General features: G+C 39.5%; 19 protein-coding genes. 1 reads left to right on the forward strand and 18 read right to left on the reverse strand.

From position 1 onward, the window contains the following. Positions 1-12: 12 nt before the first annotated feature. The 9 genes from prmC to MKY06_RS26345 form a co-directional block, all read right to left on the reverse strand. Positions 13-864 carry a peptide chain release factor N(5)-glutamine methyltransferase gene (gene prmC / locus MKY06_RS26305; protein ID WP_029319407.1) on the reverse strand — a complete coding sequence of 284 codons (852 nt, stop codon included), beginning with the start codon at positions 862-864 and terminating at the stop codon, positions 13-15. After that, positions 864-1,931, reverse strand: coding sequence for a peptide chain release factor 1 (prfA, locus tag MKY06_RS26310; RefSeq protein WP_013059820.1), 1,068 nt, complete (start codon positions 1,929-1,931; stop codon positions 864-866). The genes prmC and prfA overlap by 1 nt, the downstream gene beginning before the upstream one ends. 138 nt (positions 1,932-2,069) lie before the next feature. After that, the gene (locus tag MKY06_RS26315; protein ID WP_153252841.1) at positions 2,070-2,684 is read right to left on the reverse strand and encodes a thymidine kinase; all 615 of its coding nucleotides are present in this window, start codon (positions 2,682-2,684) and stop codon (positions 2,070-2,072) included. Between the two features lie 204 nt (positions 2,685-2,888). Further along, positions 2,889-3,089 (reverse strand): 50S ribosomal protein L31, encoded by a 201-nt coding sequence (gene rpmE, locus MKY06_RS26320; RefSeq protein ID WP_013059822.1) that lies wholly within the window; start codon positions 3,087-3,089, stop codon positions 2,889-2,891. Positions 3,090-3,243: 154 nt separating this feature from the next. Continuing rightward, positions 3,244-4,518 carry a transcription termination factor Rho gene (rho, locus tag MKY06_RS26325; RefSeq protein WP_013059823.1) on the reverse strand — a complete coding sequence of 425 codons (1,275 nt, stop codon included), beginning with the start codon at positions 4,516-4,518 and terminating at the stop codon, positions 3,244-3,246. Between the two features lie 526 nt (positions 4,519-5,044). Further along, positions 5,045-6,331: a UDP-N-acetylglucosamine 1-carboxyvinyltransferase gene (locus MKY06_RS26330; RefSeq protein WP_013059824.1), complete on the reverse strand. Its 1,287-nt coding sequence runs from the start codon at positions 6,329-6,331 to the stop codon at positions 5,045-5,047. A gap of 207 nt (positions 6,332-6,538) precedes the next feature. Then, entirely contained in the window at positions 6,539-7,183 is a 645-nt protein-coding gene (gene fsa / locus MKY06_RS26335) for a fructose-6-phosphate aldolase (RefSeq protein WP_013059825.1), read from the reverse strand. Between the two features lie 137 nt (positions 7,184-7,320). Further along, positions 7,321-8,178 (reverse strand): class II fructose-bisphosphate aldolase, encoded by an 858-nt coding sequence (locus MKY06_RS26340; protein ID WP_013059826.1) that lies wholly within the window; start codon positions 8,176-8,178, stop codon positions 7,321-7,323. Between the two features lie 224 nt (positions 8,179-8,402). Next, on the reverse strand, positions 8,403-8,777 hold the full coding sequence (locus MKY06_RS26345; RefSeq protein WP_087944205.1) for a response regulator: 375 nt from the start codon (positions 8,775-8,777) through the stop codon (positions 8,403-8,405). 237 nt (positions 8,778-9,014) lie between these two features. Here MKY06_RS26345 and MKY06_RS26350 point away from each other — a divergent pair, with 237 nt between their 5' ends. Then, the gene (locus MKY06_RS26350) at positions 9,015-9,545 is read left to right on the forward strand and encodes a DUF2529 family protein (protein WP_057275279.1); all 531 of its coding nucleotides are present in this window, start codon (positions 9,015-9,017) and stop codon (positions 9,543-9,545) included. Positions 9,546-9,584: 39 nt separating this feature from the next. Here MKY06_RS26350 and MKY06_RS26355 read toward each other — a convergent pair whose 3' ends face one another. The 9 genes from MKY06_RS26355 to MKY06_RS26395 form a co-directional block, all read right to left on the reverse strand. Further along, positions 9,585-11,192, reverse strand: coding sequence for a CTP synthase (locus MKY06_RS26355; RefSeq protein ID WP_013059829.1), 1,608 nt, complete (start codon positions 11,190-11,192; stop codon positions 9,585-9,587). Between the two features lie 320 nt (positions 11,193-11,512). Further along, a complete protein-coding gene (gene rpoE, locus MKY06_RS26360; RefSeq protein ID WP_013059830.1) occupies positions 11,513-12,049 on the reverse strand; it encodes a DNA-directed RNA polymerase subunit delta in 537 nt (178 codons plus the stop codon). A gap of 350 nt (positions 12,050-12,399) precedes the next feature. Beyond that, positions 12,400-15,642, reverse strand: coding sequence for a fused isobutyryl-CoA mutase/GTPase IcmF (icmF, locus tag MKY06_RS26365; protein ID WP_098277602.1), 3,243 nt, complete (start codon positions 15,640-15,642; stop codon positions 12,400-12,402). Then, positions 15,639-16,283: a TetR/AcrR family transcriptional regulator gene (locus tag MKY06_RS26370; RefSeq protein WP_013059832.1), complete on the reverse strand. Its 645-nt coding sequence runs from the start codon at positions 16,281-16,283 to the stop codon at positions 15,639-15,641. Before MKY06_RS26370 ends, icmF begins: the two co-directional genes overlap by 4 nt. Before the next feature lie 28 nt (positions 16,284-16,311). Continuing rightward, positions 16,312-17,445 carry an acyl-CoA dehydrogenase gene (locus MKY06_RS26375; protein ID WP_025601786.1) on the reverse strand — a complete coding sequence of 378 codons (1,134 nt, stop codon included), beginning with the start codon at positions 17,443-17,445 and terminating at the stop codon, positions 16,312-16,314. Between the two features lie 11 nt (positions 17,446-17,456). Next, entirely contained in the window at positions 17,457-18,584 is a 1,128-nt protein-coding gene (locus MKY06_RS26380; protein WP_025601785.1) for an acyl-CoA dehydrogenase, read from the reverse strand. A gap of 12 nt (positions 18,585-18,596) precedes the next feature. Next, entirely contained in the window at positions 18,597-19,451 is an 855-nt protein-coding gene (locus MKY06_RS26385) for a 3-hydroxybutyryl-CoA dehydrogenase (protein WP_025601784.1), read from the reverse strand. A gap of 15 nt (positions 19,452-19,466) precedes the next feature. Beyond that, positions 19,467-20,630 (reverse strand): acetyl-CoA C-acetyltransferase, encoded by a 1,164-nt coding sequence (locus MKY06_RS26390; protein WP_013059836.1) that lies wholly within the window; start codon positions 20,628-20,630, stop codon positions 19,467-19,469. Between the two features lie 104 nt (positions 20,631-20,734). After that, positions 20,735-22,846: a (Fe-S)-binding protein gene (locus tag MKY06_RS26395; RefSeq protein WP_029319419.1), complete on the reverse strand. Its 2,112-nt coding sequence runs from the start codon at positions 22,844-22,846 to the stop codon at positions 20,735-20,737. Positions 22,847-22,944: the final 98 nt, after the last annotated feature.

A 22,944-nucleotide genomic window follows, 5' to 3' on the forward strand; every position in this document is an offset into this window, starting at 1 on the left:
CCCTCTGATTTTTTAGTTCTCGCGAAGTTGTGCAAAAACCATTCGATCTTTTCCATTAATATCATATACACATTCTACAAAAGCTGTCGGAAACGTTTTTTGCAGCATCTCAGCTACATCTTTTGTCTGTCCGGCCCCAACTTCAAATCCAATAATACTATTTGACTTCGTCACATATGGCAACTCTTCCATGAAACGTCGATAAAAATCCAGGCCATCTTTTCCACCAAAAAGAGCTCGGTTTGGCTCATGATCTTTTACCACTGTGGATAACTCATCATCTGCTGGAATATAAGGCGGATTAGACACAATTACATCAAATTTCTGATTCGATAATAGAAATGGTTGTAATAGATCTCCCTGTATAAACGTGACAGCAGCGTCCAAATTTTGAGCATTTTCTTTGGCTACGCTTAAAGATTCTATAGCTATATCTGTTGCTGTAACTTCCACTCTGTCAAGCTCTAAAGCTAAAGTGATAGCAATTGCCCCACTTCCCGTTCCAATATCTACAAGCTCAATAGGCTGGTGTTGAAATTCTTTTTTTATTCGAGAAATCATTCCGTATACCAGCTCTTCCGTTTCGGGTCTTGGAATTAATACATGTTCGTTTACAATAAATGAACGCCCGTAAAATTCTTCTGTCCCAATTAGATATTGTACAGGCATACCTGTTTTATGAGCATGAACATCTTGTTCAAATCTTTTTAGGATTTCTTCTTCTAGTTCTTCCTGCAGAGAACCTAGCAAATGAGTTCTCGTCATCTGCAAGTGATGGCGAAGCAAGAGTTCTCCCGCGTTTTCATCTCGCTTTGCCTCTTTCAAAAAAGAAGAAGCCCACTTAAGGGCTTCAAATACTTTCATTAGTTCGAATCTTCCATTCGGCGCGCTTGGTCTTCCATGACTAATGCATCGATAATTTCATCAAGCTTGCCTTCTAAGATTTGATCTAGCTTTTGAATCGTCAGACCAATACGGTGGTCCGTTACGCGATTTTGCGGGAAGTTATACGTACGGATACGCTCGGAGCGATCTCCTGATCCAACTGCTTGTTTGCGCGTTGCATCGTACTCTGCTTGTGCTTCTCGCTGGAACTTATCGTACACGCGAGCACGCAATACTTTCATTGCTTTTTCTTTATTTTTAATCTGAGACTTTTCATCTTGACATGATACCACTGTATTTGTTGGTAAATGCGTTAAACGAACGGCTGACATCGTCGTATTAACACTTTGGCCACCTGGTCCACTTGAAGCAAATGTATCTACACGGATGTCTTTTTCATGAATGTCCACTTCGACTTCTTCCGCTTCAGGAAGACATGCTACCGTTGCTGTAGATGTATGAATACGACCGCCTGATTCTGTTTCAGGAACTCGTTGAACACGGTGTGCACCGTTTTCAAATTTCATCTTTGAGTACGCACCTTTACCGTTAATCATAAAGATAATTTCTTTATAACCGCCTACTCCAGTAGTCGTTGCTTCCATTACTTCTGTTTTCCAGCCTTGTGATTCAGCAAAGCGCGAATACATGCGGTACAAATTAGCTGCGAATAATGCTGCTTCATCTCCACCAGCCGCTCCACGAACCTCCATGATTACGTTTTTATCATCGTTTGGATCTTTTGGAATTAATAAAATACGTAGCTTTTCAACTAGCTCTTCTTGCTGCGTTTCTAACTCGGCAATTTCTTCTTTTACCATGTCACGCATATCTGCATCAAGCTTATCTTCAAGCATCGTTTTCGCTTCTGATAGCTGCTCTTTTACATCTTTGTATTCCTGATAAGCGGCTACCGTTTGTTGTATATCTGATTGTTCCTTCGAATATTCTCTCAACTTAGAGGGGTTGTTTACGATCTCAGGGTCACTCAGAAGTTCGTTTAACTTCTCATAGCGCGCCTCTACCGCTTCTAAACGATCAAACACGTCATTCACCTCATTCTTTATCCATAACATTGTAATTATAGTATAGCTTTAAAATAGAGTCAAAACCTTGTTAATACACGTATATGAACAAAAAAACAGAACTGCGCGTTCTGTTTTTATCATCATAAAATTCTTGCTTTATTTTTCGACCATTTCGCTTGAGTCCACAGACACAGCTTGTCCTTTAGACTTTTGCACAACGTGGCAATGACGACATCTTGGTTCGTACGATTCCGACGCACCGACTAAAATAATAGGGTCGTCATAAGAAGCAGGCTCACCGTTAATCAAACGCTGCGTACGGCTCGCAGGAGAGCCACATGAAGCGCACACGGCCTGTAGCTTTGTTACCGACTCTGCAATAGCCATTAACTGCGGCATTTGTCCAAAAGGTTCACCTTTGAAGTCTTGATCTAACCCCGCTACAATCACACGAAAGCCTTGATCTGCTAAAGATTGAACAATTTCTAAAATATCTGTGTCAAAAAACTGTACTTCGTCTATCGCTACTACGTCTGTCTCTTCATTTACTCGCTTTAAAATATCGCGCGATGCCGAGATTGAATAAGCCATAACAGATGTACCATTATGTGAAACGACAGCTTCTTCGCTATATCGATTATCAATTGCAGGCTTGAATACTTGTGCTTTTTGTTTAGCAAACTGCGTACGGCGCACACGTCGAATCAACTCTTCTGATTTCCCTGAAAACATACTGCCACAAATTACTTCTATCCAACCGCTTTGTTTCATTACGTACACCACTGCGGGACTCTCCCTTCTTCTCGTTCCGTTTCTGAGCGAACCGCTACTAACTTAATCTACGTCTTCTATGTAGATCTTATTCTTATGATAAAGTACCCACTTTTTTATCAAGCAGACACTGTTTTTCTACTTTTATAAGCAAAAAAACAGGCAAGAAGTTAAGCTACTTGCCTGTTTGTTTCGACAATGTGATTATTTAATACCGTATTTTTTGTTGAAGCGATCAACACGGCCACCAGCTTCAGCGAATTTTTGACGACCAGTGTAGAATGGGTGACATTCAGAACAAGTCTCAACGCGGATCTCTTCTTTTACAGAACCACTTTCAAATTCGTTTCCGCAAGTACATTTAACCATAACTGTTTTATAGTTTGGATGAATTCCTGTTTTCATTCGTTTCATCTCCTTCCGCCCTGAATCATTCTGAAACAGAGTTTATTGATAAAGATAGTGATGAAATAATAACTATTTCACTGTGTACTTTATCAACACACATGATGAAATTATAACAAGGGTTGTATGCTTTTGCAACCACATGTTTTATAACTTATCGTTTATTTGCTAGAAGCGTTTTTTTCTCTTCCGTTAACATCGAGAAGAACTCTTCATTTGTCTTTGTTTGACGTAAACGTTTTAAGAATTTTTCTGCAAAATCAGGAGCATCTGCCATTGATTTACGAATTGCCCATAAGTGGTCTAAATGCTCTTTTGGAATTAACAGCTCTTCTTTACGTGTGCCTGAGCGACGAATATCAATCGCAGGGAAGATACGTTTTTCAGCTAGTGAACGATCTAGATGCAGTTCCATGTTACCTGTACCTTTAAATTCTTCATAAATAACATCATCCATACGAGAGCCTGTATCAATTAAGGCTGTTGCTAGAATGGTTAAGCTGCCTCCATCTTCAATGTTACGAGCAGCTCCAAAGAATCGTTTTGGACGGTGAAAAGCAGCTGGGTCAATACCCCCTGATAGTGTACGACCGCTCGGTGGAATAACTAAGTTATATGCACGAGCAAGTCTTGTGATGCTATCCATCAAAATGACAACATCTTTTTTGTGTTCGACTAATCTCATCGCACGTTCAAGGACAAGTTCCGCTACTTTAATGTGGTTTTCTGGCACTTCGTCAAATGTAGAACTGACAACATCACCGTCAACCGAACGCTCAATGTCCGTCACTTCCTCAGGACGCTCATCGATAAGAAGGACAATCAATTCTGCATCAGGATGATTTGTTGTAATGCTATTAGCAATTTCTTTTAACAGCATCGTTTTACCTGCTTTTGGCGGCGCGACAATTAGTCCCCTTTGCCCAAATCCAATTGGTGAAATCAAGTCAATAATACGCGTAGAGAAACTTCTTGGCTGAGTTTCTAGCAGCATTTGCTCATTTGGATAAATTGGCGTTAGCGCTGGAAAATGCACGCGATCTTTTGACGTTTCCGGATCTTCTCCGTTTACTGCTTCTACATGTAATAATCCGTAGTAGCGCTCATTTTCTTTTGGAGGACGAACTTTCCCCGATACCTTGTCTCCATTACGCAGATCGAAGCGACGAATTTGTGAAGCTGAGATATAAATATCTTCTGAACTCGGTGAATAGTTAATTGGTCGTAAGAAACCGAATCCTTCTGACTGAATAATTTCAAGAACGCCTTCCATAAATAAAAGCCCATCTTGTTCAGCTTGAGCCTTTAAAATAGCAAAGACAAGTTCTTTTTTCGTTAATTTACTATAGTACGAAACTTTATACTCACGAGCATGTTCATATAGCTCTTTTAATTTCATATTTTCTAAACTGGATAATGTTAAGTTCATTAGGACACCACGCTTTATAATGAATAATTTTTAACCGTTCCTCCCATATTAAATTCAAATATAAAATTGAGAGATGATATGGATGGAATAAATCTGTGAAAATGGAGAATATAACCTTTGAAGTATAATAAGTAGAATCAATTGATTAACTATACACTTTTAGAAGAATAATTCCGACATAAAACCATTTATATTATCTTGATAAATTTAACGTAGCAATTTATATTCTAACCTTTTTCTATCTTTTTAATCAATCTTTTTTTACTTTAGAAGATGAATAAAAAAAAGGAAATTTAATAGCTTACGAGAAGCGAGGAAAACCTTTTCATAATTTCACATTAAAGGAAATAAACTGGACGTTAAAATTAAGAAGTGAAATTTATCTTTTAGCTTCCCTTTTTATCTATTTACCCTATTCATAAATATATAAGCTACACAGACATAGAAGAACGCTCCTACGCCTGTGTAGCTTATTAAAAAGCTCATTTCTAAACTTTGCTTTCATGACTGTGGCACCGATTTGCCTCTATGAATTTTGAAATTGCTCAATTTCCTCTTGAGTCATCTCTTCACGCCAAATCATTGCCCCTAAATCCGATAGCTTGTCTACTAAATGACTGTAACCTCGGTCAATGTGCTCTAAACCCGTTACCTCTGTAATCCCTTTGGCCATTAAGCCAGCGGTTACGAGAGCTGCTCCTGCTCGTAAGTCCGACGCTTTCACACGTGCACCTTGTAAGTGAATGGGGCCATTAATAATAGCAGAACGTCCTTCTACCTTAACAGATGCATTCATTCGTCTCAGTTCATCAATATGCTTAAACCTTGCACCGTAAATTGTATCCGTCACAACGCTTGTACCAGACGCTCTTGTTAGAAGCGTCGTAAATGGCTGCTGTAAATCAGTTGGAAAACCTGGATATACTAGCGTCTTAATATCTACGGGCTTCAATAGCTGACGAGTCGCTACAAGAATCTGATCTGAGCTTGTTTCGATATGAATACCCATCTCACGCATTTTAGCCGTTAATGACTCCAAATGCTGAGGGATAACGTTGTCAACAACAACTTCTTTTCCCATACTCGCTCCCATGATCATATATGTGCCTGCTTCAATTCGGTCTGGAATGATGGAATGACGGCATCCTTTTAATTGATCTACTCCATCAATTCGAATAACATCTGTACCTGCACCTTTAATACGGGCACCCATACTTGTCAGTAACGTAGCTACATCAATAATTTCAGGCTCTTTGGCAGCATTCTCAATAACGGTACGCCCTTTTGCTCTTACAGCAGCGAGCATAATATTGATTGTTGCTCCCACGCTAACAACGTCTAAATAAATTCGAGCACCAATCAGTTCCTCAGCTCGAATGTAAATAGCTCCTTGTTCATTTGTTACTTTAGCGCCAAGAGCTTCAAAGCCTTTAATGTGCTGATCAATTGGTCTAGGACCAAGGTAACAGCCTCCTGGAAGCCCAACTACCGCTTTTTTAAAGCGTCCCAACATCGCCCCCATTAAATAATAAGAAGCGCGTAATTTTTTTACTTTCCCGTTCGGTAAAGGCATTGCAACCATTCCGGATGGATCTACTGTTAATTCGTCGTTATCAATGGTTACTTTCCCACCAATTTCTTCAACTAAATCCCCTAATAACTGCACGTCTGAAATATCGGGCAGACCTTCAATTGTAACAGGTGACTCGGCTAAAATTGTTGCTGGAATAAGCGCAACGGCACTATTTTTAGCACCACTGACGCGGACGGATCCACTTAAGGTAAAGCCACCTTGTATTTTTAACTTTTCCATTTATAGCTCCCTTCTAGTGAAAGAAAGTTTCTCACCTAGTAATTGAGGAAAATTTTGGTACAAAGAATACCTAAAAGAATGGCTATTTTTCCTATTACCTACTAGTGTACACGAAAATGAAAAAATCATGTATAGTTTCGACAAGATAAAAGAAAAATATGGCATTCACCTGTCAGGATGGTAAATGCCACACAAATTTATACATGTTTAGACATTTCGTTTTTCCCAATCTGCCAAAAATTGGTCAATCCCTGCGTTTGTTAACGGATGTTTGAACAATTGCATTAAAACTTTGTAAGGAATTGTCGCAATATGTGCTCCATTTTTTGCAGCTTCTGTTACGTGCATCGGATGACGAATAGATGCTGCAATAATTTCTGATGGAATGTCATGAATCGCAAAAATATCTGCGATATCTGAGATTAAATCGAGACCATTAAAACCAATATCGTCTAATCTTCCTAAGAAAGGCGATACGTAAGTAGCACCTGCTCTTGCTGCCATTAACGCTTGGTTAGCTGAGAAAATAAGCGTAACGTTTGTCTTAATACCTAAACTAGTAAATTCTTTTACTGCTTTTAAGCCATCTGGAGTCATCGGTACCTTGATTGTAATATTCGGCGCAATCGCAGCAAGCTCTTTTCCTTCGCGAATCATGCCTTCTGCATCAAGCGCAATCACTTCTGCACTTACAGATCCTTCAACGAACTCTGTAATTTCACGAAGACGATCTTCAAACGTGATGTTCTCTTTAGCTACTAAACTAGGATTTGTTGTAACCCCCGCTAACAAACCTAATGAATGCGCTTCCTTAATTTCGTCTAAATTAGCCGTATCAATAAAAAACTTCATGAATGCCATCCCCCTGTGTTATGTATTCAGAATGATAAGAAAATTATAGTAAAAATAAAACCGCCTTACAATAAAAATAAGACGGTTTTATTTTTCAGACTCAACTAACTGCAAACAGGCAATCCGAAGATTTCAAATTATGCTTTGTTAGAAGAACCGAATTCACGCATTTTACCTTGAACCGTTTCTTTGATTGCTTCGCGAGCAGGTCCTAAGTATTTACGTGGATCATATTGTTCAGGTTGCGCAGCTAATACTTCACGAACAGCTTTAGCTGAAGCAATTTGGTTTTCAGTGTTTACGTTGATTTTAGCAGTACCTAAAGAAACTGATTTTTGGATATCTTTTGTTGGAATACCAGTTCCACCGTGTAAAACTAATGGTAAGCCTGTACGATCTCCGATTTCTTTCATTTCAGCAAAACCTAGGTTTGGTTCACCTTTGTATGGTCCGTGAACTGATCCTAATGCTGGAGCTAAGCAATCGATACCTGTACGGTTAACAAGTTCTTCACACTCGTTAGCATCTGCATAGATAACGCCCTCAGCAATAACGTCGTCTTCTTGTCCACCAACAGTTCCTAGTTCTGCTTCTACAGATACTCCGTGGAAGTGAGCTAGTTCAACTACTTTAGAAGTAATTGCAATGTTTTCTTCAAATGGGTGGTGAGAAGCATCGATCATTACAGAAGTGAATCCAGCATGGATTGCTTTTGCACATGATTCAAAGCTTGAACCGTGGTCTAAGTGAATTGCAACTGGTACTTGAACGTCGTAATCTTCGATTAGAGCTTCAACCATTGCTACAACAGTTTTGAAACCGCCCATGTAGCGTGCTGCACCTTCAGATACACCAAGAATAACTGGAGAGTTTTCTTCTTTTGCTGCTTGAAGAATAGCTTGAGTAAACTCTAAGTTATTTAAGTTAAATTGACCTACTGCATAGCCTTGTTCTTTTGCTGTAATAAGCATTTCTTTCATTGATACTAAAGGCATATTGAAATCCTCCTTAAAATCAACCTTAGATTAGATGCTAACCAAAAGGCACACTCAAATAGTATGCTCTTGAATTGAGTGTTTCATGTAGAAACAACGCGCATCTTTACATAATAGATTGTCGAATTATGAATACAGTAATTAGGATACCAACTAACAATGAAAACAGCAACATTTTTAGGCTGATATTCAAAATTTGTTAGGATGAAAACCCTACCAAAACCTTAATTCGACTTTACTGGTATATATTCCCTAACAACTTTTCGGATTTCATCAATATCAAACGGTTTTGCAAAGTGTGTTAATGCTCCTAAATCTTTTGCTTCTTGAATCATATCCAATTCACCATAAGCGGTCATAATGATGACTTTAATCGTTTCATCGTGCTGCTTTAACCTTTTTAAAATTTCAATTCCATCCATTCCTGGAATTTTCATATCTAATAAGACAAGATCCGGTGCTTGCTCTTTTGTAATATCAATCGCCTGGAAGCCGTTCGCCGCTTGAAATGTCGTATAGCCTTCTTTTTGTAGCACTTCCGTTAATAAAATACGTATACCATACTGATCATCAACAATTAAAATTTTCTCTGCCAATATAATCCCACCTTTTATATTCCTCTTCTACAGACAAAACTAACATATGTATTTCGCCTTTAAAACAAAAATCCCTGCTTATTAGAGAAATTGTTACAAAACATAGCTTTTTTTGTCATCCATCTAACTTCATTGCACTTTACTTTCATTGTAGCTCATTTCAAGATAGAATACAGATAGCTTTTTTCGTTATAATGTGTAGATAGACGGCTTTAGCCGCTTAAATCGAAGGGAGATTCTATGCTTAAAATTTTCACAACTCAACTTTCAGGTTTTTTTAAACGAATTGAAGAACAAGAAGAATTCCAATTTGAAGATGCCGCGCGTATTTTAGCACAGGCCTCTGTCGGAGAAGGATTTATCTATATTTATGGTGTAGAAGAAATGCACGCCATTACGCTTGAAGCACTAAGCAGTGCGGAACCTTTAAGTCAGGCAAAAGCTTTGCCTTTACATGAATTAGATCAGCTGACTAGCGTTGATCGCGTACTGCTTGTCTCTCGATTTTCAACAGATAATAAAGCAGTGGAAATAGCTGAACGTTTAAAGAAACAGGATATTCCATTTGTTAGCATTGCTGCTGTTCCTAAAGAGATAGCCGAACCTTCTTTAACAGCACTCGCAGATGCTCATATTGATACAAAATTGTTAAAGCCGCTTATTCCTGGAGAAGACGGCTCAAGATTTGGTTTTCCAGCAATGATGGTCGCTTTATACGCGTACTACGGTTTAACTTTCACATTAAAAGAAATCGTAGAAGAATATGAATAAAAAACACGCTGTCTAAAGACAGCGTGTTTTTTATTTCACTTATTTGTTTTGGCTTGACTCCATTGATGCGCGAATAAATTCTCTGAACAATGGTTGCGGTCTTGTTGGACGAGATGTGAACTCTGGGTGGAATTGTGAAGCCAAGAACCATGGGTGATCTTTTAGCTCTACAATTTCAATTAAACGGCCGTCTGGGCTTGTACCAGAGAAGATAAAACCTTTCTCTTCCATTTGTTGACGGTATTCGTTATTAAATTCATAGCGGTGACGATGACGCTCATATACCACTTCATCTTGATATGCTTCATATGCAAGCGTATCTTCAGACAATTTACAAGGGTATAGTCCTAAACGCAGTGTACCGCCTAGGTCCTCTACGTCTTTTTGTTCTGGTAATAAGTCGATAATTGGATAATTTGTTTCAGGTGCAATTTCCGCTGAATGTGCGCCTTCTAATCCTAATACATTACGTGCAAACTCAACTGATGCCAGCTGCATACCTAAGCAAATACCTAAGAATGGAACCTTTTGCTCACGTGCATATTGTGTTGCTACAATTTTACCTTCAATTCCACGATCACCAAATCCACCTGGAACTAAGATACCGTCTACATCGCCAAGTAAATCTTGAACATTTTCTTTTGTTACAAATTCAGAATTTACCCACTTAATGTTTACATCTGCATCGAATGCATATCCAGCATGTTTCATTGCTTCTACGACAGAAATATAAGCATCTTGAAGCTCTACATACTTACCAACCAATGCAATTTTTGTCGTATTTGAAAGTCCTTTTACTTTCTCAACCAGTGCTTTCCACTCAGTCATTTCTGCTTCTTTGCAATCTAATTTCAAGTGATCGCATGTGATTTGATCTAGGTGCTGCTCTTGTAGAGATAGTGGAATTTCATATAATGTTTCAGCGTCTGCACACTCAATAACCGCTTTTGGATCAATGTCGCAGAATAAAGCTAACTTGTCTTTCATATCTTCAGAAATTGGCATTTCCGTACGAACAACGATAACATTTGGCTGAATACCTAAGCTACGTAATTCTTTTACACTATGCTGTGTCGGTTTTGTTTTCATTTCACCAGCAGCTTTTAAATATGGCACAAGTGTACAGTGGATATACATAACGTTGTCACGGCCAATATCGCTTTTGATTTGACGAATAGCTTCTAGGAAAGGAAGTGATTCAATATCTCCTACCGTTCCGCCGATTTCAGTAATAACAACGTCCGCATTTGTTTCTTTACCTGCACGGAAAACGCGTTCTTTAATTTCATTTGTGATGTGCGGAATAACCTGAACTGTTCCGCCTAAATAATCACCGCGACGCTCTTTTTTCAATACTGTTGAATATACTTTACCTGTTGTTACGTTGCTGTAGCGATTTAAGTTGATATCGATAAAACGCTCATAGTGACCTAAGTCTAAGTCTGTTTCCGCGCCGTCATCCGTTACGAATACCTCACCGTGTTGGTATGGACTCATTGTTCCTGGGTCTACGTTAATGTATGGATCAAACTTTTGAATCGTTACGTTCAACCCACGGTTTTTTAATAAACGGCCTAAAGAAGCTGCTGTAATCCCTTTTCCTAGAGATGATACAACACCGCCTGTTACGAAAATATACTTTGTCATCTATACTTCCCCCTCTAAATAATTTGAACTGTACAATATTAAAAGTTTTCACATAAACAATCACAATTCATTCATTGTGCATGCGAAATTATAAGAAACCTTATGAATGTGAAACGTTCAAGAACCAAAAGAAAGTTTCTATCAAGGATTTATAAGAACATATCGGGGTGTAAAACATGGATAGATAAAATAAAAAAATTGCTCCCAATACCAAAACTGGATTGGGAGCAATAGTCTATTTTAAATAAAAACTTTTTAAATGCTTGTTTAAAGAGCCCAAAAAAGATTCTACCTACTTCGCTTGAAAAAGTCAAGAAGGATTATTTTTCTTTTTCGTCCTCATAATCTTCTTCTTCGTCTTCCTCATCATCGTCTAGATCATCTTCTAAATCGTCAAAATCGTCTTCTGCAAGATCATCTTCATCTTCTTCTAGCTCGTCAATGTCTTCAAAATCTTCTTCTTCGTCTAGATCATCAACATCTTCATAATCCAAATCTTCTTCTAAATCATCAAAATCTTCAACTTCTTCAACAACAGCTTTTTTCGCTTTTTTCTTTTTAGGTTTTGCAACCGGAATAACTTCTTCTTCAGCTTGGTCAAAAGGATACCATCCACGAAGACCCCAGTGGTTGTCCCCTACTGTTAAAAAGCGACCATCAATATTAATATCTGTATAAAACTGAGCTAATCTCGTTTTTAATTCTTGATCTGACATTTCAGCTGCTGCTTTAATTTCAGCAATAATTTCTTGGAATGACATTGCTTGACGATCTGTTTTTTCTTCTAGAAGCGCATAAGCAATCTCAATCATCGACATTTCTTTTAAATCCGTTTTTGAGTACTGTGCTAAACTCAAATCTGGCACATCCTTTCTATGGCTATGTATATCGAAAATCTATTAAATCAATTCATCATATGTGTAAATGATGGAAACGAATAAATACATACCATTCATTATAAACAAATTCAATACATTTATGCTAGCCTCGTTTCTAAAATTCTCGAGAATTTCGCATAAAACAACGAAAAAACAGACATTTTATCACTATAATACATTCTACTTAATACGCCAACAGCATCCTTTAACCAAAAGGAATTCACCATCAGTTATTCTGACTCCGCTAGGGTTAGGTCTATAAAAGCCGAGATGACCAACAAACGGTCATCTCGGCTTTTAATATATCACTATATACTAACGATACATTATTACATATTTCGGCGATATTGCCCACCGCATTCATATAAAGCTCGCGTAATTTCTCCTAAGCTGGCTACTTTAACGGTCTCCATTAACTCTTTAAAAATGTTCTCTCCTTCTGTTGCAGCTTTCTTTAACCTTTTCAGCGCATCTTCTCTTTTTTCTTCATGCTGCTGTTGAAACTTCTGAAGCTGATTAATTTGATGATTTTTTTCTTCTTTTGATGCGCGGGCTAACTGCATGTCATCAACTGAGGAATTTTCCTCTTCATTTGGATTAATATACGTATTTACTCCTATAATAGGTAAAGCTCCCGTATGTTTTTGCATCTCATATTCCATCGATTCATCTTGAATCTTACCTCGCTGATACTGCATTTCCATCGCACCTAAAACGCCGCCTCGATCATTTAAGCGTTGGAACTCAGCCAAGACCGCTTCTTCTACCAAGTCTGTTAGTTCATCAATAATAAAAGAGCCCTGTAGTGGATTTTCGTTTTTAGTTAATCCATGCTCTTTTGTAATGATTAATTGAATGGCCATCGCTCTTCGTACAGATTCCTCTGTCGGTGTTGTAATTGCTTCATCATACGCATTGGTATGAAGAGAGTTGCAGTTGTCATGAAGAGCCATTAAGGCTTGCAGCGTCGTACGTATATCATTAAAATTAATTTCCTGTGCATGAAGCGATCGGCCGGATGTTTGAATATGATACTTAAGCTTTTGACTGCGTTCATTCGCGCCGTATTTATCACGCATCACAATTGCCCAGATTCTTCTCGCTACACGTCCGATAACCGTGTATTCAGGGTCAAGTCCATTACTAAAGAAAAAAGATAAATTAGGAGCAAAATCATCAATGTGCATGCCTCGGCTCAAGTAATATTCCACGTACGTAAAACCGTTGGCTAATGTAAACGCGAGCTGAGAAATTGGATTGGCTCCTGCTTCAGCAATATGATAGCCTGAAATAGAAACAGAATAATAGTTGCGCACTTTCTCGTCAATAAAGTACTGCTGAATATCTCCCATCATTTTTAATGCGAATTCTGTGGAAAAAATACACGTATTTTGCCCTTGGTCTTCTTTTAATATATCCGCTTGAACGGTTCCTCTCACTTGTTTCAACGTACCCGATTTTACGTCCTCGTATTCCTCTTCTGTTAAAGGACGCTTCAGCTCCTCTTCCTTCTTTTCCACCTGCTGACTGATAGCTGTATTCATAAACATAGCTAGTAATATTGGAGCCGGCCCATTGATCGTCATCGAAACGGAAGTCGACGGATGGCAAAGATCAAATCCCTTATACAAGAGTTTCATATCATCAAGCGTACAGACATTTACGCCGCTTTCGCCAATTTTCCCGAAGATATCCGGCCTTGGATCCGGATTTTCTCCATAAAGCGTTACAGAATCAAACGCTGTACTTAAACGCTTAGCCTCATCATCTTTTGACAAATAGTGAAAGCGGCGATTTGTTCGTTCTGGTGTTCCTTCGCCTGCGAATTGGCGCTTAGGATCTTCTCCTTTTCGTTTAAACGGAAAAACACCTGCTGTATAAGGAAACGCACCCGGCACATTTTCTTTATAAAGAAAACGAAGAACTTCCCCGTATTCTTCAACTTTTGGAAGGGCCACGCGCGGAATACGCAGTCCTGATAGGGTATCAACTTGCAGAGAGGTTTTAATTTCTTTATTTCTTATCTTTGTAATAAGTTCTTCTTGCCCATACTGACTTTTTAATTTAGGCCAGTTTTCCAGCTTTTCAATCGATTCAGCCGTTAGCTGTTTTTGATATTTCTCCTTTAGCTGAGTGAGCTCTTGCTTGGCCGTTTCTGTTTCCACTTCCTCCAGAGCACCCTCTAGCTGATAAAATTTACGCGCTGTTTGCACTTGAACATCCGTATTGCGGTGATAAGAGCGAACGCTATTTACAATCTCCTGTAAATATTGCTGTTGATCATTAGGAATGATGGTATATTTCTTTTCACTTACGCGCTCTGATGATTTTTCTACGTGCCAAGACGTACGGCATGTTTGATGCAGATGATTTACAAGATCTTCAAATAAAATATTTGTTCCCCCGTCGTTGAACTGACTCGCAATTGTTCCGTAAATTGGCATATTAGAGAGATTATTTTCAAACAGCTGATGATTGCGCTGATATTGACGCTGCACTTGTTTTTTTGCGTCTTCGGAACCTTTTTTTTCAAATTTATTGATTACAATAAAGTCTGCGTAATCAATCATTTCAATCTTTTCTAACTGCGACGGCGCGCCAAATTCGCTTGTCATTACATAAAGAGAGACGTTTGCAATATCTTTAACTTGAGCATCAGCTTGCCCGATGCCGCTTGTTTCGACAATGATAATGTCGAAACCCGCTTTTTTCACGACGGCAATTCCATCTCGAATGGCCGCCGATAGCTCATGTCCAGATGAACGTGTGGCCAAACTTCTCATATACACACGAGGAGACGCTGCGATGTTCATGCGAATTCGATCCCCAAGAAGCGCTCCTCCGGTTTTTTGTTTAGTTGGATCAACGGATAAGACAGCTACATGAATATCTGGAATATGTTCAATAAACCTCCTTACTAATTCATCCGTAAGCGAACTTTTCCCCGCTCCTCCTGTTCCTGTGATTCCAATAACCGGTATTTTTTGATCCGTCTCGCTTTCGATTACACTTTCTCGGATTTCTTCAAGAGCGGCTGCATGCTCTTTTGTGTATTCATAGGCCTCATTTTCAGCGCATGTAATAAGCTGGGCAATTAAACGGTCATTAGCCGGCGTTAAGGTTCGATCCTTCGGCAGTGCAGGGGGATTGGTGTAATAACAATCATCGATCATAAATTGAATCATGCCTTCTAAACCCATTTTTCGTCCATCTTCCGGAGAAAAGATTTTAGAAATGCCGTAATCATGAAGCTCTTGAATCTCACTCGGAATAATTACCCCTCCTCCTCCGCCATAAATTTTAATATGAGAAGCCTGTTGTTCTTGGAGTAAATCGTACATATACTTAAAATATTCTACGTGGCCGCCTTGATAAGAAGAAATGGCAATCCCCTGAACATCCTCTTGTATGGAAGCGTTAACAATTTCTTCAACAGATCGGTTATGCCCCAGGTGAATGACTTCTACCCCCTTGGCTTGAAGAATTCGTCTCATAATATTAATGGACGCGTCGTGGCCGTCAAACAGGCTAGAAGCGGTTAAAAAACGAAGCGGTCTTTTGCTTGTATTCAAACTGTCTCCCCCTCACACAGTTGTTGAAATGAAAAATTTTTAAGTAAAAAATCTAACTGCATATTTGTATATTCTTCTAATGAATAATGCTTTTGCAGCCACCATCTGCGAAATGCCCACATCTGACCCTGAACAAATAAATGATGAGCAAACAGCGAAATTTCTTTATCCGTAAGTGCAAATTGATTGTTTTCTACGCAGCCTTCGATAATAACCTTAAACATTTCAACCATATCTAGCTCTTTTTTTAATACATATGGAAGCGCATCTTTAGACAACGATTTCGCTTCTTGGTACATGACTAATACTTCATCTTGAAGCTCATCCACAACTTTAAAATAGTGCTGAATCGCTTGTTGAAGCTCAGCGATTGTATAACGATCCACTACCATCTCTTCTAATCGCACTCTCACTTCATCGTAAATATTGTCACATACAAGATATAAAACATCTTCTTTAGATTGAATATATTCGTAAAGCGTACCAATGCTGAACCCAGCGGCTTTGGCAATTTCCCTTGTTGTTGTTCGGTGAAAACCTTTTTCCTTAAATAGCGTGACGGCCCCTTTAATCATTTGATTACGACGCTCTACAATCAGCTTTTCATCTTTAATGGATGTGAGAACTTCTCTCTTTTTCATTTTTTTCACCTCTCCTACAACAAGTGTTTTATTTAGCAAGATACCTAGAAATGACAAGACGCTGAATCTCTTGTGTCCCTTCATAAATTTGCGTGATTTTTGCATCTCTCATAAAACGTTCTACTGGATAATCTTTTGTATAACCGTATCCTCCAAATACTTGAACAGCTTCTGTCGTTACTTTCATTGCTGTATCCCCAGCATATAATTTTGACATGGCTGATTCTTTGCCATATGGCAGCCCTTGGGACTCCAGCCAAGCAGCTTGATAGGTTAACAGTCTTGCAGCTTCTATACTCGTGGCCATGTCGGCTAGCTTAAAAGCAATTCCTTGCTGAGAAATAATTGGCTTACCAAATTGCTGACGTTCCTTGGCATAAGCTACGGCCGCATCTAACGCCCCTTGAGCAATTCCTACAGCCTGCGCTGCAATGCCATTTCGGCCGCCATCTAGTGTCATCATCGCAACTTTAAATCCTTCTCCTTCATTTCCTAGCAAATTTTCTTTTGGAACACGGCAGTCCTCGAAAATAATTTCTGTGGTAGGTGAAGAGCGAATGCCCAGTTTCTTTTCTTTTTTACCAACTGAAAATCCCGGCATATCTTTTTCAATAATAAAAGCGCTCGTGCGTTTTTCATTGGGGTCGATGCGAGCAAATACAACGTAAATATCCGCTTCGCCGCCGTTTGTAATAAAGATTTTAGAGCCATTTAAAATATAATCTTCTCCGTCCTTTACGGCGAGCGTTCTCATTCCTCCTGCGTCTGATCCAGCACTCGGTTCGGTTAATCCATAAGCACCTATTTTCTCACCCGTTGCCATAGGTTTCAGGTATTTTTGTTTTTGTTCTTCTGTTCCGAATGTATAGATTGGCCAGCCGGCTAGAGAAGTATGAGCCGACAAAGTAACGCCTGTCGATGCACATACTCTAGACAGTTCTTCAACGGCAATGCAATAAGCTAGATAGTCACTGCCAATTCCTCCGTATTGCTCCGGCCATGGAATACCTGTTAATCCTAGATCAGCCATTTGCTTAAAGATTCCTCTGTCAAAACGTTCTTCTTCATCTCGTTGTGCAGCTGTCGGAGCCACTTCGTTTTTGGCAAAGTCCCGCACCATTTTTCGAATCATTTCGTGTTCTTCTGAAAGTTTAAAAAACATGATTATTCCCCCTATAATTGACTGCTAATGACGATGCGCTGAATTTCGCTTGTACCTTCGTAGATTTCGCATACTTTGGCATCGCGAAAATACCTCTCTACTGGATAATCTTTCATATAACCATAACCTCCCAAAACTTGAATCGCATCGATTGCTACATTCATCGCTGTTTGGGAAGCAAATAATTTCGCCATTGAGGCTTCTTTTTTACAAGGAAGTTTTTGGTCATATAAAAAAGCGGCTCTATACATTAAAAGCTTCGCTGATTCAACGGCCGTTTCCATATCAGCCAGCTTAAAGGCAATACCCTGCTGAGATAAAATCGGTTTTCCGAATTGATATCGTTCATTTGCATAGTTTTTAGCTGCCGTTAACGCACCTTCAGCAATCCCTACCGCCTGAGCAGCAATACCAATTCTTCCGGCATTTAAATTAGCCATCGCAATTCGAAAGCCTTCACCTTCTTCTCCGAGACGATTTTCTACAGGTACCTGCATATTTTCAAAGTGCAGTTGAACCGTTCGAGAACCGTGAAGACCCATCTTATGTTCATCTTTTCCTACTGAAAATCCCTCCATCGTCTTTTCAACGATAAAAGCGCTCATCCCTCTCGACCTGCGTTCGGGGTTCGTTTTAGCAAATACAATATACGTATCCGCTTCTCCGCCGTTTGTAATGAAAAGCTTTGAGCCATTTAAAAGATAGTGGTCTCCTTTTCGTTCTGCCTTTGTTTTTAAGCTTGCAGCATCAGACCCTGCACTAGGTTCGGTTAAACAAAAAGCACCTAAATATTCACCTGTCGCCAGTTTTTTTACATATTTTTGTTTTTGATCTTCCGTCCCAAATACGACAATAGGATTCGTACCTACAGAAGTATGAACAGACAAAATGACGCCGAGGGCTGGACTTACTTTTGATATTTCGTGGATGGCAATCATGTACGACACAAAGTCCAGTCCGCCCCCTCCGTATGCTTGAGGAACGGGAATGCCCATCAGGCCAAGATCAGCCATCTGCTTTAATAAACCTCGAGGAAATTCACCCTTTTCCATGTTTGGCACAGCCGCAGCGACTTCTTTTTCACTAAAATCAGCTACCATCTTTTTAATCATGTGTTGTTCAGACGTAAAAAAGATCATTTCGCCACTCCTTTATGTTTCGTACGTAAAAAATCCTTTTCCTGTTTTTCGACCAAGCCACCCTGCCTTTACATATTTCCTAAGCAATGGACAAGGACGATATTTGTCATCACCAAACCCTTTATGAAGCGTTTCCATAATGAATAAACATGTATCGAGGCCGATGAAATCTGCTAATGTCAAAGGTCCCATTGGATGGTTCATTCCTAGTTTCATCACTTGATCAATATCCTCTTCGTTTGCTACACCTTCATAGAGCGTAAACACAGCTTCGTTAATCATTGGCATTAAAATTCGATTTGAAACAAACCCTGGAAAATCATGAACTTCCACCGGGGTTTTATTTAATTTTTTCGTTGTTTCATAGACTGCTTGATACACTTCATCGGTAGTAGCCAGCCCTCTAATAATTTCAACGAGTTTCATCACCGGAACAGGATTCATAAAGTGCATGCCAATTACTTTTTCAGGTCGAGTGGTCACAGCTGCAATTTCAGTAATAGGAAGCGAAGACGTGTTGGTTGCTAAAACAGTATGACTCGGGGCTAACGAATCCAACTCCGCAAAAATGGCTTGTTTGACTTCCATCTTTTCCACAACCGCTTCGACAATTAAATCTGCTTTTTGTGCTGCTGTTATTTCATTTGCCAGGTGAAGGCGCTCCATAATTTCTTCATATTCCTTAGCTGAGAGAGAACCTTTTTCCACCTGCTTTTTCAGACGTTTATCAATACCTTCTATTCCTTTTTGTGTATTTTTTTGATCAACGTCATACAAAGAAACTTGATATCCGCTCGCAGCAAATACTTGTGCAATTCCTGCTCCCATCTGACCTGCTCCAATAACCATAACTGTTTCAATATTCAAGTTGGTATCCCCCTTTTACACTTCTACCATGATGGCATCACCTTGGCCGCCGCCGCTGCAAATAGAAGCAATGCCCAGGCCGCCGCCTCGTCGTCTTAATTCATGAATGAGCGTTACAACAATACGGGCACCGCTTGCTCCAATTGGATGTCCAAGTGCTACTGCCCCCCCGTTCACATTTACTTTTTCAGCCGGAAGTCCCGCAATCTCCATACTCATCAACGCTACTGCTGAAAAAGCTTCATTGATTTCAAACAGCGCAATATCGTCTGCTGTTTTATTTGTTTTTTGCAGTAGCTTGTTAATAGCAAACCCAGGCGTTTTCGGAAATTCCCTTGGCTCCATCGCAAGAGAAGTATGGTTTACAATCGTAGCCAACGGCTCATAGCCATTTGCTTTTGCTACATCTTCATCCATTAGCATGAGCGCAGCTGCTCCATCATTCACGCTAGGTGCATTTCCTGCTGTAATAGTTCCGCTGTGACCAAATACAGGCCGAAGAGACGAGAGTTTTTCTAACGACGTATCTTTTCTTGGTCCTTCATCTTTTTGAACCGTTATCGTTCCTTTTTTAGACGGAATATCAACTGAAATTCTTTCTGCAGTCCATATCCCTTTCTCTTCTGACTCCACCGCTAATTGATGACTGCGAAGGGCCCATTCATCCTGCTTTTCTCGGGAAATATTCATTTCAGAAGCTATTTCATTTCCATACGTACCCATTTGAACTCCTGTAAAGCTGCATGTCAATCCGTCATGAACCATCAAATCCGTCACAACACTATCTCCCATACGGAATCCCCACCTTGCTTTTGGAAGAAGATACGGTGCGTTACTCATCGATTCCATTCCACCTGCAATGATTGTTTTTGCTTCTCCTAATCGAATCAGCTGATCAGCAGTTGTAATGCTGCGCATGCCCGATGCACAAACTTTATTAATGGTTTCCGTCTCTACTTGCCACGGTAAACCTGCATAATGCATGGCTTGCCTAGAAGGCAGTTGTCCTTGGCCCCCTTGCAGTACGCACCCCATAATAACGGAATCAATTTCTGTACGTCCCTTTGATGCTGCTTGAATCGCTTTCCCGCCTAGTTCTGCCGCTTTTAGTCCACTTACGCTGCCACCTAATTTTCCAAAAGGTGTTCGAACTGCACTCACAATAACTGTTTTCCCCACTATTGTTTCCTCCTCTTTTTCCTAATCTTTGTCCTTCCCGATTGAACGCTTGCTCAATTTCCTTTCTGTAAAAAGTAGAGATGAAGACCATCTCTACTTTTCCTTTATGAAACCTGTTCTTGCACGTCACCATAAATTGACTTTTCAAGCAGTTCTGCTACGTCATACGTATGAACCTGTTCTTCTACTTCTTTTGCTTTTGTTCCGTCACTTAGCATCGTTAAGCAGTACGGGCAACCTGAACTGATAATGCTTGGGTTAACGGCTAAGGCTTGTTCCGTGCGCGCTACATTAATGCGCTGGCCGGTCGTTTCTTCCGTCCACATTAACCCTCCTCCTGCTCCACAGCACATACCATTTTCACGGTTGCGATCCATTTCAATCAAACGAACACCTGGAATCGCTTTCAAAATTTCTCTTGGTGGACTGTATACTTCGTTATATCTTCCTAAATAACAGGAATCATGGAAGGTAATTTTTTCATTAACCGCGTGTTTTGGTGACAGCTTACCTTCTTTCACTAACATAGCTAATAATTCTGTGTGATGATACACTTCTCCTTCAAAACCGAAATCTGGATATTCATTTTTGAAGATATTGTAAGCATGTGGATCAATCGTAACAATTTTTTTGATTTCATTTTTTTCAAATTCAGCGATATTTTTAGAAGCTAACTCTTGGAATAAAAATTCATTGCCCAACCTGCGCGGCGTATCACCAGAATTTTTTTCTTTATTTCCTAAAATCGCAAATGAAACACCCGCTTCATTGAGAAGCTTTGCAAACGATAGAGCGATTTTTTGGCTGCGGTTATCATAAGATCCCATCGAACCTACCCAGAACAAATACTCAAACGTTTCACCGGCTTTACTTACTTCTTTAACAGTCGGAATGTGAACATCTTCTCTTACATGCCGCCATTCTTCACGCTCTTTTCGATTTAATCCCCAAGGGTTTCCTTGACGTTCAATATTCGTCATGGCACGCTGAGCATCCGCGTCCATCTTTCCTTCAGTTAATACTAAAAAACGTCGTAAATCTATGATCTTATCTACATGCTCGTTCATTACTGGACATTGATCTTCACAGTTTCGGCACGTTGTACATGCCCAAATTTCTTCTTCTGTAATGACATCTCCGATTAAAGCTGGATTATATTCTGCTGTTGCTGCAGCCTCTGCTCCGCCTTGGCTGGCCGCCATCATCGCCAGCTGATTCCCTTTTGTTTTGGAGAATGCATACGTAGGAACCCAAGGTGCCTTAGATGTCACAACCGCTCCTTTTTCTGTTAAGTGATCGCGCATCTTTAAAATTAAATCCATTGGAGATAAAATTTTCCCTGTACCCGTTGCCGGACACATATTCGTACATCGACCGCATTCTACACAGGCATATAAATCAATAAGCTGATGCTGTGTAAATTCTTCAATCTTTCCAACTCCAAACGTCTCCTGCGTCTCATCTTCAAAATCAATCTTTTCAAGCTTACCTGGCTTAGAAACACGGTTAAAAAATACGTTAGCCGGTCCAGCCAGTAAATGAGCATGTTTTGATTGAGGAACATATACTAAAAACGTCAATAACACGGCTAAGTGAATCCACCATGAAACATAAAAAATGGAAATAGCGGCAACATCATTGATTCCCTTAAACAAGATGGCAATAGATGACGCAATCGGTTCTGTCAATGCTGGTTCATGATTATGCCAGATGATTGACATAGCGTTTCCAACCAGCACTGACAGCATAAGTGCTCCAATAAAAATCAGTACTAAACCAGATTTAAACCCTCTTTTTAAACGCACAAGCTTTTCTACGTAGCGGCGGTGAAAAGCCCAGACAACTGCTACTAAAATCAAAAACGTCACAATTTCTTGAAAAAATGTAAAGCCGGGATATAAAGGTCCAAGCGGCAAATGTTTACCTGGAAGCAAACCTTTTATAATGAAGTCTAACGCGCCGAACTGAACTAAAATAAACCCATAAAAAAACATGACGTGCATAATTCCACTTTTTTTATCTTTTAACAGCTTCTTTTGTCCAAACACGTTCACCCAAATTTTTTGCAGCCTTTCTTTTAACCGCTGATCAAATTCAACTTTTTTTCCTAATTGAATATACTCAATGCGTGTGCGAATTAAATATACAAACAAAGAAACAGCGTAAGCGGTTACAATAATAAAAAAGAGAAAATTCACCCACAGCAACCCTGTCATCTCGTCCCCTCCTTGAATAATTTGTTACCTTTCTTTCCTCCTGACGACTAAATTTTCTGATAATATATCTGTTTTCATTGTATATAATGAATGAGCAT

Source organism: Priestia sp. FSL P4-0332 (assembly GCF_038005845.1).
Classification (GTDB): domain Bacteria; phylum Bacillota; class Bacilli; order Bacillales; family Bacillaceae_H; genus Priestia.

Bases quoted from the DNA above. Each gene is read 5' to 3' on its own strand.
- MKY06_RS26315 (WP_153252841.1), bottom strand. From the start codon at position 2,684: ATGAAACAAAGCGGTTGGATAGAAGTAATTTGTGGCAGTATGTTTTCA.
- MKY06_RS26395 (WP_029319419.1), bottom strand. From the start codon at position 22,846: ATGACAGGGTTGCTGTGGGTGAATTTTCTCTTTTTTATTATTGTAACC.
- prmC (WP_029319407.1), bottom strand. From the start codon at position 864: ATGAAAGTATTTGAAGCCCTTAAGTGGGCTTCTTCTTTTTTGAAAGAG.
- MKY06_RS26330 (WP_013059824.1), bottom strand. From the start codon at position 6,331: ATGGAAAAGTTAAAAATACAAGGTGGCTTTACCTTAAGTGGATCCGTC.
- MKY06_RS26375 (WP_025601786.1), bottom strand. From the start codon at position 17,445: ATGTTTTTTAAACTTTCAGAAGAACACGAAATGATTCGAAAAATGGTG.
- rho (WP_013059823.1), bottom strand. From the start codon at position 4,518: ATGAACTTAACATTATCCAGTTTAGAAAATATGAAATTAAAAGAGCTA.
- MKY06_RS26350 (WP_057275279.1), top strand. From the start codon at position 9,015: ATGCTTAAAATTTTCACAACTCAACTTTCAGGTTTTTTTAAACGAATT.
- MKY06_RS26355 (WP_013059829.1), bottom strand. From the start codon at position 11,192: ATGACAAAGTATATTTTCGTAACAGGCGGTGTTGTATCATCTCTAGGA.
- MKY06_RS26370 (WP_013059832.1), bottom strand. From the start codon at position 16,283: ATGAAAAAGAGAGAAGTTCTCACATCCATTAAAGATGAAAAGCTGATT.
- MKY06_RS26380 (WP_025601785.1), bottom strand. From the start codon at position 18,584: ATGATCTTTTTTACGTCTGAACAACACATGATTAAAAAGATGGTAGCT.
- rpmE (WP_013059822.1), bottom strand. From the start codon at position 3,089: ATGAAAACAGGAATTCATCCAAACTATAAAACAGTTATGGTTAAATGT.
- fsa (WP_013059825.1), bottom strand. From the start codon at position 7,183: ATGAAGTTTTTTATTGATACGGCTAATTTAGACGAAATTAAGGAAGCG.
- MKY06_RS26340 (WP_013059826.1), bottom strand. From the start codon at position 8,178: ATGCCTTTAGTATCAATGAAAGAAATGCTTATTACAGCAAAAGAACAA.